General features: G+C 64.1%; 10 protein-coding genes and 1 tRNA gene. 9 read left to right on the top strand and 2 right to left on the bottom strand.

The annotated features are described in order from the left end of the window. Positions 1-92 precede the first annotated feature (92 nt). The 6 genes from ACWA1Q_RS08950 to ACWA1Q_RS08925 all read left to right on the top strand — a co-directional run bounded on the left by ACWA1Q_RS08950 (position 93) and on the right by ACWA1Q_RS08925 (position 7,049). Positions 93-165, top strand: a tRNA-Glu gene (locus tag ACWA1Q_RS08950). 289 nt (positions 166-454) lie between these two features. Continuing rightward, positions 455-2,086, top strand: coding sequence for an ABC transporter substrate-binding protein (locus ACWA1Q_RS08945; protein ID WP_463756757.1), 1,632 nt, complete (start codon positions 455-457; stop codon positions 2,084-2,086). A gap of 87 nt (positions 2,087-2,173) precedes the next feature. Then, positions 2,174-3,280: an ABC transporter permease gene (locus ACWA1Q_RS08940; RefSeq protein WP_463760822.1), complete on the top strand. Its 1,107-nt coding sequence runs from the start codon at positions 2,174-2,176 to the stop codon at positions 3,278-3,280. 2 nt (positions 3,281-3,282) lie between these two features. Next, positions 3,283-4,332, top strand: coding sequence for an ABC transporter permease (locus ACWA1Q_RS08935; RefSeq protein ID WP_463756756.1), 1,050 nt, complete (start codon positions 3,283-3,285; stop codon positions 4,330-4,332). Beyond that, entirely contained in the window at positions 4,332-6,020 is a 1,689-nt protein-coding gene (locus ACWA1Q_RS08930) for an ABC transporter ATP-binding protein (RefSeq protein ID WP_463756754.1), read from the top strand. Before ACWA1Q_RS08935 ends, ACWA1Q_RS08930 begins: the two co-directional genes overlap by 1 nt. Before the next feature lie 21 nt (positions 6,021-6,041). Beyond that, a complete protein-coding gene (locus tag ACWA1Q_RS08925) occupies positions 6,042-7,049 on the top strand; it encodes a DUF418 domain-containing protein (protein WP_463756753.1) in 1,008 nt (335 codons plus the stop codon). Between the two features lie 63 nt (positions 7,050-7,112). On the opposite strand, the gene ACWA1Q_RS08920 is transcribed toward ACWA1Q_RS08925, so the two are convergent. Next, the gene (locus tag ACWA1Q_RS08920; RefSeq protein WP_463756751.1) at positions 7,113-7,835 is read right to left on the bottom strand and encodes a TIGR00645 family protein; all 723 of its coding nucleotides are present in this window, start codon (positions 7,833-7,835) and stop codon (positions 7,113-7,115) included. A 183-nt stretch (positions 7,836-8,018) separates the two neighbouring features. Next, positions 8,019-9,557 (bottom strand): HNH endonuclease signature motif containing protein, encoded by a 1,539-nt coding sequence (locus ACWA1Q_RS08915; RefSeq protein ID WP_463756750.1) that lies wholly within the window; start codon positions 9,555-9,557, stop codon positions 8,019-8,021. Between the two features lie 300 nt (positions 9,558-9,857). Here ACWA1Q_RS08915 and leuC point away from each other — a divergent pair, with 300 nt between their 5' ends. From leuC to murA, 3 genes are read left to right on the top strand one after another with little or no spacing between them, the layout of a single operon-like run. Continuing rightward, complete coding sequence (leuC, locus tag ACWA1Q_RS08910; protein WP_463756749.1) at positions 9,858-11,345, top strand: 3-isopropylmalate dehydratase large subunit; 1,488 nt, start codon at positions 9,858-9,860, stop codon at positions 11,343-11,345. Between the two features lie 2 nt (positions 11,346-11,347). Further along, positions 11,348-11,944 carry a 3-isopropylmalate dehydratase small subunit gene (gene leuD, locus ACWA1Q_RS08905; RefSeq protein WP_463756747.1) on the top strand — a complete coding sequence of 199 codons (597 nt, stop codon included), beginning with the start codon at positions 11,348-11,350 and terminating at the stop codon, positions 11,942-11,944. A gap of 19 nt (positions 11,945-11,963) precedes the next feature. Further along, positions 11,964-13,331: a UDP-N-acetylglucosamine 1-carboxyvinyltransferase gene (gene murA / locus ACWA1Q_RS08900; RefSeq protein WP_463756745.1), complete on the top strand. Its 1,368-nt coding sequence runs from the start codon at positions 11,964-11,966 to the stop codon at positions 13,329-13,331.

Here is a 13,331-nt window from a genome sequence, read left to right as displayed (position 1 = left end):
CTTACACATCCGCATCTGTCGAGGTGTGGGGAGGCCGCTGCGCGAATTTGTTCGATGTGAATTCGTGTGTCATACTCGAACTCGTTGTTTCCGGCCCCATCGTTTAGCGGCCTAGGACACCGCCCTCTCACGGCGGCAGCACGGGTTCAAATCCCGTTGGGGTCACAACCGACAAAACCCTCGTAACAGTCAGTCTGTTGCGAGGGTTTCGTGTTTAACCGGGTGCTCATTTTCTCCGCGCATCAGGCGGGCACGATTCGGCACCGACCGGCATCCGTCGCAGCTTCTTCGGCGTAATGTTGCGAATGCGTAAATCCGGCGCGGTATTGCCCGGACAGGGACACCTGCTGCACCCTCCTGTGCTAGTAAAGGAACACACCAAGCACTGCGACTCCGCAGGCTCTCGTCTGCCCGGCCGCGTGTCCATTCATATTTCAGAGAAGGGGAGACGGATATGGCATCCGCATCCACCACCGGCAAACGCGTCGCAACAGCGACCGCAGCGTTCGCCGTCACAGCGCTGGCACTCTCAGGATGTGCCGGAACGTCGGGAAGCAATTCTTCCGGCGATGGCGCTGCGAAGTCGATCACCATTGGAACAACCGACAAGGTCACCACCCTCGACCCCGCAGGTTCGTACGACAACGGCTCATTCGCCGTGATGAACCAGGTGTTCCCGTTCCTCATGAACACGCCTTACGGCAGCCCTGACGTCGAACCGGACATCGCCGAGTCGGCTGAGTTCACGACGCCGTCCGAGTACACGGTCACGCTCAAGGAAGGGCTGACCTGGGCGAACGGTAACGAACTCACATCTTCGGACGTGAAGTTCTCCTTCGATCGCCAGCTCGCCATCAACGACGTCAACGGTCCGGCATCGCTGCTGTACAACCTTGACAGCGTCGAGACACCTGACGAACTCACCGTGGTGTTCAAGCTCAAGCAGGAGAACGACCAGGTCTTCGCTCAGATCCTCTCGAGCCCGGCCGGCCCGATTGTCGATGAAGAGGTCTTCTCAGCCGACGCTCTGACGCCCGATGACGAGATCGTCGACGGCGAAGCATTCGCCGGTCAGTACACGATCGCGAGCTACGACTTCAACAACCTCATCTCGTACAAGGCAAACCCTGAGTACCAGGGTTTGCTCGGTGAGGCGGAGACGGAGACCGTCAACGTCAGGTACTACGCGGAGTCGTCGAACCTCAAGCTCGCCGTGCAGGAGGGCGACATCGACGTGGCATTCCGCAGCCTCAGCGCTACCGACACTGCGGACCTCGAGGGCAACGACGACGTCACGGTCCACCAGGGCCCCGGTGGAGAGATCCGCTACATCGTCTTCAACTTCAACACGCAGCCGTTTGGTGCGTCGACGCCCGAGGCTGACCCGGCCAAGGCACTTGCCGTCCGCCAGGCCGTCGCCGACCTGATCGACCGTGACGAGATCGCTGAAGAGGTTTACAAGGGCACATACACGCCGCTGTACTCGTACATGCCAGAGGGCCTGACCGGTGCAACGACGGTGCTCAAGGACCTGTACGGCGACGGTGCCGGAGCTCCGTCCGAGGAGAAGGCCGCCGAGCGGCTCGAAGCAGCGGGAATCACCGAGCCGGTCGTTCTCAACCTGCAGTACTCGAACGACCACTACGGTCCATCCTCGGGCGACGAGTACGCGCTGATCAAGTCGCAGCTCGAGGCCTCTGGCCTGTTCACCGTCAACCTGCAGACCACCGAGTGGGTTCAGTACTCGGAGGACCGCTCCAGCGACGTGTACCCGGCGTACCAGCTGGGCTGGTTCCCGGACTACTCAGACGGTGACAACTACCTGACCCCGTTCTTCCTGAATGAGAACTTCCTCGCGAACCACTACGCGGATCAGGAAGTCAACGATCTCATCCTCGAGCAGGCGTCGACCGTCGACGCTGACGAGCGAGCGGGTATCTTCGAGGAGATCCAGGCGAAGGTGGCCGAGGACCTCTCGACCGTGCCGTACCTCCAGGGTTCGCAGGTCGCCGTGGCCGGATCGGACGTCGACGGAGTCACCCTCGACGCATCGTTCAAGTTCCGCTACGCACCACTGAGCAAGTAACCACCCGCCGGAGAATGTCTCCGGCTCCTGTGCAGGGCGACCGAACCCGGTCGCCCTGCACAATCTTTGTGATTGGCAGGTCGACCGCTGAGTACTCTCACCATCCCGGCATCCGACGAGAGCGGCCACCCCGCTTCGGCGCCGGTCTCTCCACGCAGGCGTAAAGCACCGGGAAGCAGCCTGTGGCGCTACCTCATTGTGCGGTTCCTGCTCATCATCCCGACGGTATTCATCCTCGTCACCCTCGTCTTCATCCTCATGCGGACGACCGGCGACCCGATCACCGCAGCCCTGGGTGACCGGCTCACCGCCGATCAGCTCGCCGAGCGCATCACCGCCGCCGGATACGACCGGCCCATCTTCGTGCAGTACCTCGAGTACATCGGCCAGATTTTCACCGGCGACTTCGGCACAACCCTCAGCGACAACCGCCCTGTCATCGAGGTGCTCTTCACCTATGGTGCAGCGACGCTCGAGCTGGCGTTCTACGCGCTCATCGTTGCGTTCATCGTCGGTATCCCGCTCGGCATGGTCGCCGCGTACTTCCGCGACAAGGCGCCGGATGCCGTCCTCCGCATCGTCGCAATTCTCTTCTACGCGACCCCGGTGTTCTTTGCCGGCATGTTGCTCAAGCTGGTCTTCTCGGTCTGGCTCAAGGTGCTCCCTGTGTCAGGCAGAGGCACGACGAACACCGAACTCGAGATGCAGCTCCTCGAGGGCAAGACCGGCATTTACCTCTGGGACGCCCTCCGCATCGGTGACCCGGGCATTCTCGGCGACGTCCTTGCCCACGCGATCCTCCCCGGGCTCACGCTCGGGCTGTTGACTGCGGGTATCTTCCTGCGGCTGGTCCGCACGAACGTCATCGGCACTCTGTCGACCGACTACGTGGATGCCGGCCGGTCGCGCGGAGTGAGCGAGTTCCGTCTCGTCACCAAGCATGCATACCGCCCCGCCCTCATCCCGATCATCACCGTCATCGGGCTCCAGATCGCCCTGTTGCTCGGTGGAGCCGTTCTGACCGAGACGACCTTCGAGTGGAAGGGACTCGGTTTCCAGCTGACCGAGTACCTGCAGGCACGAGACTTCGTTGCGGTTCAGGGCATCGTCGTGCTCCTCGCCGTCATCGTCGCCCTGACCAACTTCATCGTCGATGTCATCGCGGCGATCATCGACCCCCGAGTGAGGTACTGATCATGGCGACAACAAAAACTCCCGTGACCGGTTCGAGGCGCCGGAGCCTCTGGCGCCGGCTTCCCGTTGTGCACCACCTCTCGCAGAGCGTCGGCATTCAGCGAGGGATGCTCATCGCCGGCCTCGTTCTCACGTCGATCTTCGTGCTGACAGCACTCTTCGCCCCGCTGCTTGCCCCGTACGGGTTCAGCCAACTGCGCGACGACGACGGTTCGTTCGGCGCGCAGCGCCCGCCGAGCGCCGAGCACCTGCTCGGAACCACCGTCGGCGGGTATGACGTGCTCTCCCGCGTGATCTGGGGCGCGCAGACGGGACTCAGCGTCATCGTCGTGGCCGTTCTGCTGTCGATCTTCGCGGGTGTCGCACTCGGCCTCGTCTCCGGATACTTTGGGGGCTGGCTCGACCGCATCCTCGTCGTCATCTGTGACGCGATCTATGCCTTCCCGACACTCCTTCTCGCCATCGTCATGTCGATCGCGATCTCGGGCGGACAGTCGAGCCTGTGGGGTGGCATCTTCGCCGCGGCCATCTCCATCACCGTCGTGTTCATCCCGCAGTACTTCCGCGTCATCCGTGCCGAGACGGTCCGGATCAAATCGGAGGCCTACGTCGAGAGCGCCAAGGTCGTCGGCACGAGCAACGTACGGATCATGTTCCGCCACGTCCTGCGGAACGCCACCAGGACCCTCCCGCTCATCTTCACTCTCAACGCCTCCGAAGCGATCCTGACTCTCGCCGGCCTCGGCTTCCTCGGATTCGGCATCGAGCCGACCTCGGCGAGCGAGTGGGGCATCGACCTCAACAAGGCACTCTCCGACGTATCGAGCGGTATCTGGTGGACATCGATTCCACCCGGGCTCGCGATCGTGCTGACCGTTCTTGGTGTCACGCTCGTCGGTGAAAGCCTCAACGACCTCGCCGATCCGCGACTGCGCGGACGTCGCGCTGTGAGCGCCGCCTCGGGAACCGTCGCCGAGACATCCGTCGTTCCCGGAGGTACCCTGACCGCAGGCCCCGGCGGACTCGCCGGCCTCGAGAATGAAGGACGATGATGAGCGACGTTCTACAGATCCGAAACCTCGACGTCTCGTTCGCGACGGATGCCGGGTCGGTCAAGGCTGTCGACAAAGTCAGCCTTTCGGTGGCACCGGGTGAAGTCCTCGCCATCGTGGGGGAGTCGGGCAGTGGCAAGACGGTCACCGCGAAGTCGATCCTCGGCCTGCTTCCCGACACCGCCACCCGTGCCGGCGCCATCGTGCTCCGCAGCAAGGACGGCGCGAGCGAGAACGACGTCGTCTCCGTGTCGAAGGAGGACCTCCGCCGCATCCGTGGGGCAGATGTCTCAATGGTGTTCCAGGAGCCGTCGACGGCGCTCAACCCGGTCTACACCGTCGGCTGGCAGATCGCGGAGGGCCTCCGCGCGCACGATCCCAAGCTCAGCCGTAAGGCGGGCAGGGCTCGCGCCGTTGAGATCCTCACAAAGGTCGGCATCCCGGATCCTGAGACCCGCGTCGACTACTACCCGCACCAGTTCTCGGGCGGGCAGAAGCAGCGCGTCGTCATCGCGATGGCCCTTGTTCTCGACCCGGGCCTCATCGTCGCCGATGAGCCGACGACAGCACTCGATGTCACGGTGCAGGCCGAGATCCTCGACCTGCTCCGGCGCTGTCGCGACGAGTTCGGCGCGTCCATCGTTCTCATCACCCACAACATGGGAGTCGTCGCCGACCTCGCCGACCGTGTCGCGGTGATGTATCAGGGACAAGTCGTTGAAGAAGCGGATGCCCTCACCCTCTTCACGAACCCCCAGAACGACTACACGAAGAAGCTCCTCGCGGCCGTACCGAGGATCGGCTCACGGATCGAGGCGGCCGAGCGCAAAGCCCCCATCGACCGCGCAGCCACTCCTGTCGTACAGGCACGGGACCTGCGCATCGAGTACCCGGGACGGTTGGGGCGCCCCGGTTTCGTCGCGGTCGACGGGGTGAGCTTCGATATTGCTCCGGGCGAGGTCGTCGGTCTCGTCGGTGAATCCGGCTCGGGCAAGACAACCATCGGCCGGGCCATCGCGGGCCTGACTCCGGTCACCGGTGGTTCACTGACGGTTCTCGGAACCGAGATGAACGGCGTACGGGAACGGAAGTTCCGGCCCCTGCGCAGTTCGATCGGCTTCGTGTTCCAGGACCCGGCGTCGAGCTTCAACCCACTCCTGACGATCGCCGAGTGTGTCGCTGAGCCGCTCCGGGTGCACCGGAAAAACCTCGACCAGCGGGCGGTCTCGACCCGCGTCGGTGAACTTCTCGAGGCCGTGCAATTGCCGAAGGCTTACGGAGCTCGGTACCCGCACGAACTCAGCGGCGGCCAGCGCCAGCGGGCGAGCCTCGCCCGTGCGCTCGCACTCGACCCGACGCTGCTTATCGCCGACGAGCCGACCTCTGCACTCGACGTCTCCGTGCAGGCGCGAGTGCTCGAGCTGTTCGCCGAGCTGCAGAAGGAACTCGGGTTCGCGGCACTCTTCATCAGCCACGACCTCGCCGTTGTCGACATCCTCTCGGATCGGATCGCCGTGCTGTATCGCGGCAAGCTGATCGAAGAAGGAACGGGTGCAGAAGTGCTCGGCGCACCGAAAGATCCGTACACCCAGCGGTTGCTCGCATCCCTCCCCGTGCCGGACCCGATCGCTCAGGCTGAACGCCGTCGGGTTCTCGCGGACCTGCGATCCGCCGACCTGCCTGCCTGACCGGGATTTCGGGATAACGACATGTCCGGCCGGGGGATCGACACACCCGGCCGGATCGATGCCGTCGACATCGCTCGCGGGCTCGCGATCCTCGGGATGTTCGCTGCCCACGCGATGCCGAGGGCAGACGAAACCGAACTCCTCGTCGACGGTCGCTCATCAATCCTGTTCGCGACCCTCGCCGGAGTCTCGATGGGGTTGCTCTCCGGAGGGACACATCCTCCCGCTCGAGGCTCCCGGAGCCGGATCGTGCAGGTGGTGCTGATCCGGACGTTGTTCGTGTTTCTCCTTGGCCTCCTGCTCTGGACGCTCGGAAGCGAGATTGCGATCATTCTCGATTACTACGCGGTCATGTTTCTCCTCGTACTTCCCCTGCTGTTTGCCTCCCGTGCGGTGCTCGCGGGTGTGGCGGTCCTCGTGTTGTTCGGGGCGCCTGTGCTCGCAGACGCGGTCGACCAGGGGGAGAGGCCTCCGGCATCCGTTCCCGACGTGCTTCGTGAGTATCTGCTGACCGGCTCGTACCCGGCCCTCGTGTGGCTTCCGTTGCTTCTTGCCGGGCTGATCGCTGCCCGGTCAGGGCTGGACCGTCGCCGAACCCAGGTCTGGCTGCTCGCTGGCGGTGTTTCCGCGGCGGTTGCGGGATACGGGGGTGCGGCGCTGCTCATCGGCGTCACGGCGACGGCGCATACCGGGTCGACGGCCGAAATCCTCGGGTCGGGCGGGCTCGCGCTCGCCATCCTCGGCCTTCTTCTCCTGATCACCTCTGCGGGTCCGTTCGCTGGAACGGTTCGCATCGTGCTCTGGCCGGTGGGGTCAGCGGGTGCCCTGGCCCTCACGGTCTACACCGCCCAGATCGTCGTGCTCGCCATGGCGGCGGGCGCCCGCGACTCCGGTGGCCTGGACTATCCCGGCTGGCCACTTCTGATCGGTCTCACCGTCACCTCACTCGTCGGCGCGAGTGTGTGGCGTGCTGTTGCCGGTCGTGGACCACTCGAGCGGGTGCTCTCACTCGCGGCTGGTCGGCGCTGAAGCGCCGCCGGAGCTTTCAGCGTGGCACTGCGCGACGACAACCGTTCAGTGCTGAAAGTGCAGTCACCTTCTTATCGACGGACGCTCGGCGGCGCGAGCGATGGTGTCCTTTTCGATGTGGGTGTCGGTGAGTCTCTGTTCGAGTGCTCCTGCCACCGGCGCATCGTGTCGGCTGGTCCCCGCGAGCGCAGCTCCGGGGGGCGCAATCGTGTGTTTTGACATGCGGTCGATCGCGGCGAGGGCGAGGGCCGAAACAATGAAGACCATGTGAATGACAACCTGCCAGAAGACACCGAGCGAGGTGTAGTTCTCGTCCGTGACCTCCTGACCGCTTCCGGCATCCGTCATGTTGCCAACCTCGATGAAGGTCTTGAGAAGGTGGATCGACGAGATGCCGATAATGGCCATCGCGAGTTTGACCTTGAGGACGTTGGCGTTCACGTGCGACAGCCATTCGGGCTGATCGGGGTGACCATTGAGGTTGATCTTCGACACGAAGGTTTCGTACCCGCCGATGATCACCATGATCAGCAGGTTCGCAATCATGACGACGTCGATCAGCCCGAGTACAGCGAGCATGACGCTCGCCTCGGTCACTGCAGCCGAGTGATTGATCACCTCGTCACCGAGGTGCCACAACTCCTGCACGAAGACCCACACATAGATGACCTGAGCGACGATGAGGCCGAGATACAGCGGCGCCTGCAGCCAGCGGCTGAGGAAGATCATGTAACCGATGCTCGTGATGGCGAGGCTGCGGGACGGCGGGGTCGGAAGAGAGGACACGGAGCTCCTGGGGCAGGGGGACGGGAAGGAAGCGCGGGGTAAATCTTAGGGCCGCGAAGCTGCGAGTTAGCGCGCACCCGGTTCTTGCCCTTCAGGAATCGACGTCCGCCTCCTAAACGGTGCTCGATCTCACTCCGCGGTTGAGCGTCGAGTCTCTGCGGTCGTGTTCGTGCTTGATTGGTGTCAGTGGAAGTAGGGGCGGCGGGTGAGCCAGTCGGGGACGTCGATGACGGGTTTTCCGTTACTGATGGTGATGGTGAAGATTCCGGTGTCGACCATGTGGTGGTGGAACCAGCAGAGCAGGATGCCGTTGTCGACGTGGGTGGGTCCACCGTTGTGGTATTCCGTGATGTGGTGGGCTTCGCAGGCGGTGCCGGGGATCTGGCAGTCGGGGATGGCGCAGGTGGGTCCGTCGCGGGCGATCATTCCTGCGCGTTGGGTCCGGTTGAATTTTCGTTTCTCGATGCCGATCGCGGCGATACCGCCGTCGGGTTTCAGGTAGATGGGGATGGTGCTGCTGTCGCAGAGGATTTGTTTGATCGCGGAGTAGGCGATCGGGTCGGGGATCCCGACGATTTGCCCGGTGCCGTGTTCTTGTTCGAGGACGTTGGCGGTGACGCGGACGATCACGGTGGGGGAGGCGCCGGAGACGGTGGGGGTGTCGGTGGAGCGGGCGAGGGAGTCGATCATCGCGGCGAACACGTCGGCGCGCTGCTGGCCGGGGGTGCGGGGATCCCGCACCCGCCCCGCCTGTTCGCTCTGCCCGGTGGCTCCACCTGTGCTGCCTTCTTCGGCGTCGTCGCTGGGACCGGTGGGGCGGTCGATTGCAAACAGGGTGCCGTCGGTCGCGTCAACGGCTTCCGTGTCGGTATCAGGGGCGGTGGGTTGGTAGCGGGCGGTGGTGCGGGGGCTGAGGACGGCGTCGAGGAGGGCGTGGAGTTTACCGCCGACGTCGGGGGTGACCTGGCCGCCGAACTTCATCACACCGTTTCTGACACGGCGGGAGATCCAGAAGTCCCGGTTGTGGAACGCTTTCTCGGCTCGGGGTTCGATTCCGTCGGCGTCGAGCCGGTCCCGCCACTGCCGAGCCTGGATCGCGACCAGATCGGTTGGCAGAGCGATACCGGTGTGGCCGGTTCGGCCGGTGGCCTGACCGACCAGGAACTGTTCCGCCGCGGTCAAATGCTCAACATCGGCGCGGGGTGCGGCGGTGGCGAGTTCCCTGGTGATCACGTCGGCGGTTTCGATCCCGATCAACCCGCCCTGCAGGGCATCTTTCACTACCGGGAACAATGCCGGTAACGGTTGGCCGACCCGAACCCTGGGGCTGGTGCGGGCGCCGACCCGGATCAGCCGGGCCGCTGCCGCAGCTGACATTCCGGTGACCTGCTCCACCAGGTGTGATGGGCGGGCGTAGTTCAACCGGGCCGCGAGCCCCTCACTGCCGAACACCGGGTCTGAGCGCACCGCGACATCATTCGCCGCCGCGGCGAGGATCGCATCCACCCCACGGCCCAGCGCCGCGGTTTTGGACAGGATCGACAGCACCGACTGTGCCGGCAACCGGGACAGCTGGTCCAACCCGATCGACTCGACCGCGACCGCCAACGCGGCGATCACCCCATCCAGCACACCCTCAACCCCCGGCACCTCTGCGCCCAGCACATTCTCAACACCCGGCGCCTCGAAGGCCGGGGGAGCAGTGCTGGCGGAGGTTTTCATGAGTCCAGTACACACCCGACCACTGACATGAACCCACCCACACCCAGCCTCACCGGGAGGCTGTGGATAACCGATGTGACCGGGAACTTCATACCCCCAGTACACACCCGACCACTGACATTACGGTGCCCGCCCGCAGGCCGCATATGACGTCGGTCCCCGTCGAATGTGACCGCGAGTGATAATCTGGGTCTCGTGCTGTTCGGTCTGCTTCTTAGTTGCCGCGACGGGGCCTAACTTCCAGGCCTCCCCGTCGCGGGGTTCGTCTTGCCTGATCCATCCATTCTTGCGAGGACACTGATGCAACAGAACACAACCCCGACCGCTGACAGCGCGCCGTCGACAGGTCACCCGAAACATGCCGCACCTGCCCGCCAGCCACGCACGCTGGCTGAGAAGCTGTGGGAAGACCACCTCGTCGCCAAGGGTGAGGACGGAACTCCCGACCTCATCTACATCGACCTTCACCTTGTCCACGAGGTCACGAGCCCGCAGGCGTTCGACGGGCTCCGGCTCGCCGGCCGGCCGGTACGCCGACCAGACCTGACGATCGCGACCGAAGACCACAACACTCCGACGCTCGCGATCGACAAGCCGATCGCGGACCTCACGAGCCGCACGCAGATCGAGACTCTCCGCAGAAACGCTCAAGAGTTCGGCGTACGGCTCCACTCCCTCGGTGACGTCGAGCAGGGCATCGTCCACGTCGTCGGGCCGCAGCTCGGCCTGACCATGCCGGGCATCACCGTCGTCTGCGGAGACTCACACACCTCCACTCACGGTGCTTTCGGCGCGATGGCATTCGGTATCGGTACCAGCGAGGTCGAGCACGTCCTCGCGACCCAGACGCTTCCGTTGAAGGCCTTCAAGACCATGGCGATCAATGTCGAGGGCACCCTCCGCCCCGGCGTCACGGCCAAGGACATCATCCTCGCGGTCATCGCCAAGATCGGGACAGGCGGAGGGCAGGGCTACGTTCTCGAATACCGCGGCTCCGCCATTCGTGCGCTCTCGATGGAGGGCCGCATGACGATCTGCAACATGTCGATCGAAGCCGGCGCACGCGCCGGCATGGTCGCTCCGGATGAGACGACATACGCCTACCTCAAGGGTCGCCCCCACGCGCCGGAAGGCGATGACTGGGATGCCGCTGTCGAGTACTGGAACACGCTCGCGACAGACGAGGGTGCCTCGTTCGACGCCGAAGTCTTCCTCGATGCAGACACTCTCGATCCGTTCGTCACCTGGGGAACGAATCCCGGCCAGGGAGTGTCGCTCAGCGACTCGGTCCCTGACCCTCACGGGATTACGGACCCCAACGAAAGGGCAGCCGCTGAGCGTGCCCTCGAGTACATGGACCTCACTGCTGGTATGCCAATGAAGCAGATCCCCGTCGACGCCGTGTTCATGGGTTCATGCACCAACAGCCGGATCGAAGACCTCCGCGCGTTCGCATCCGTCATCGAAGGCAAGAAGAAGGCCGACGGCGTCCGCGTCATGGTCGTCCCGGGATCCGCACGCGTTCGGCTCGAAGCTGAGGCAGAAGGCCTCGACAAGATCATCACCGCGTTCGGGGCCGAGTGGCGCTTCGCCGGATGCTCGATGTGCCTCGGGATGAACCCGGACCAGCTCGCGCCAGGGGAACGTTGCGCGTCAACGAGTAACCGCAACTTCGAAGGTCGCCAGGGCAAGGGCGGACGCACGCACCTCGTGTCACCGCTCGTCGCGGCAGCCACCGCCATCCGCGGAACCCTGTCCAGCCCCGCTGACCTCGAAGGAGCGCACTGACCATGGAGAAATTCACCACAGTCACCGGAATCGCCGCGCCGCTCACGCGGTCCAACGTCGACACCGACCAGATCATCCCGGCTGTCTACCTGAAGCGCGTCACAAAGACCGGATTCGAAGATGCCCTTTTCGCCGGCTGGCGCCAGGACCCGGACTTCGTGCTCAACAGGCCCGAGTTCAAGGGGGCGAAGGTACTCGTCGCCGGGCCGGACTTCGGAACCGGATCGTCGCGGGAACACGCCGTGTGGGCTCTTCGCGACTTCGGTTTCCAGGTGGTGCTCAGCGCACGATTCGGCGACATCTTCCGCGGCAACTCCGGTAAGCAGGGTTTGCTCGCCGCGCAGATCTCCGAGGACGACACGAAAAAGATCTGGGCCCTCATCGAAAAACAGCCGGGAATAGAGATCACGGTGGATCTGGTTGCACAAACTGCCGCTATCGGTGACCTCACGGTTTCTTTCGAAATCGATGATTACACTAGGTGGCGGCTCCTCGAAGGGCTCGATGACATCGGCCTCACCCTGCGCAACGAAGCACAGATCACCCAATTCGAGGGCTCAAGGGAGTCATGGCGACCCACGACTCTTCCCATCAAGTAAGGCAGCGCAGGTACCACTTTTGACTTCACTTCTTCAGGATGCATCACGGGCAGGAGCCAGCGTGGGCCTCACCGGCGACACCATCACCATCCAGGGCGGGCGTCCTCTCCGCGGCCGCATCGAACTCAAGGGTGCCAAGAACCTGGTTACGAAGGCCATGGTTGCGGCGATCCTGGGCGAGACCCCCAGCATCCTGCGTGATGTTCCTGACATCAGTGACGTCCGGGTAGTCCGCGGCCTTCTCGACGTCCACGGCGTCAAGGTCACGAGCGACGAAGAGGGTGTACTCCACCTCGACCCGTCCAACGTCGAGAGCGCCCACATGGCCGATATCGACGCCCACGCCGGCTCCAGCAGGATCCCGATCCTGTTCTGTGGCCCGCTGCTCCACCGTCTCGGCGAAGCCTTCATCCCCGACCTCGGCGGATGCCGCATCGGTGACCGCCCGATCGACTTCCACCTCGAGGTACTCCGCCAGTTCGGTGCCATCGTCGAGAAGCTGCCAAGCGGCATCCGGATGTCTGCCCCCAACGGTCTCAAGGGCACGAAGGTGCACCTGCCGTACCCGAGCGTCGGCGCCACCGAGCAGGTTCTCCTGACCGCTGTTCGTGCCGACGGAATCACCGAGCTTCGCGGTGCAGCGATCGAGCCCGAGATCATGGACCTCATCAACATCCTGCAGAAGATGGGTGCGATCATCACGGTCGACACCGACCGGGTCATCCGGATCGAGGGTGTCGAGCGGCTCGAGGGCTACTCGCACACAGCACTGTTCGACCGCAACGAGGCCGCCAGCTGGGCTGCCGCGGCTCTTGCGACCGAGGGCGACATTTTCGTCGGCGGCGCACGCCAGCCCGAGATGCTCACCTTCCTCAACGTTTACCGCAAGGTCGGCGGCAAGTTCGACATCGCTGATGACGGCATCCGTTTCTACCACCCGGGCACGCAGCTGAACCCCGTCATCATCGAGACGGATGTTCACCCCGGCTTCATGACGGACTGGCAGCAGCCGCTCGTGGTCGCCCTCACCAAGGCGAAGGGTGTGTCGATCGTTCACGAGACCGTGTACGAACAGCGCTTCGGCTTTGTCGACGCCCTCGTCGAGATGGGTGCGACGATCCAGGTTCACAAGGAATGCCTCGGCGGGCAGGCCTGCCGGTTCGGCCAGCGGAACTTCAACCACTCCGCCGTCATCTCCGGACCGACGCACCTGCGCGGTGCCGACATCGTTGTGCCGGACCTTCGCGGCGGATTCTCGCACCTCATCGCAGCTCTCAGCGCGGAGGGAACGTCCAGGGTCTCCAACGTCGGCATCATCAGCCGCGGTTACGAGAAATTCATCACCAAGCTGGAGCAGCTGGGAGCCGACTTCGTTCTCGAAGGCTGA

Source organism: Mycetocola sp. TRD_SC_2 (assembly GCF_055361225.1).
Note: the sequence above shows the minus strand (reverse complement) of the source record. Positions and strands in the feature narration are given on the sequence as shown.

Bases quoted from the DNA above. Each gene is read 5' to 3' on its own strand.
- ACWA1Q_RS08945 (WP_463756757.1), top strand. From the start codon at position 455: ATGGCATCCGCATCCACCACCGGCAAACGCGTCGCAACAGCGACCGCA.
- ACWA1Q_RS08935 (WP_463756756.1), top strand. From the start codon at position 3,283: ATGGCGACAACAAAAACTCCCGTGACCGGTTCGAGGCGCCGGAGCCTC.
- ACWA1Q_RS08930 (WP_463756754.1), top strand. From the start codon at position 4,332: ATGAGCGACGTTCTACAGATCCGAAACCTCGACGTCTCGTTCGCGACG.
- ACWA1Q_RS08925 (WP_463756753.1), top strand. From the start codon at position 6,042: ATGTCCGGCCGGGGGATCGACACACCCGGCCGGATCGATGCCGTCGAC.
- ACWA1Q_RS08915 (WP_463756750.1), bottom strand. From the start codon at position 9,557: ATGAAAACCTCCGCCAGCACTGCTCCCCCGGCCTTCGAGGCGCCGGGT.
- leuC (WP_463756749.1), top strand. From the start codon at position 9,858: ATGCAACAGAACACAACCCCGACCGCTGACAGCGCGCCGTCGACAGGT.
- leuD (WP_463756747.1), top strand. From the start codon at position 11,348: ATGGAGAAATTCACCACAGTCACCGGAATCGCCGCGCCGCTCACGCGG.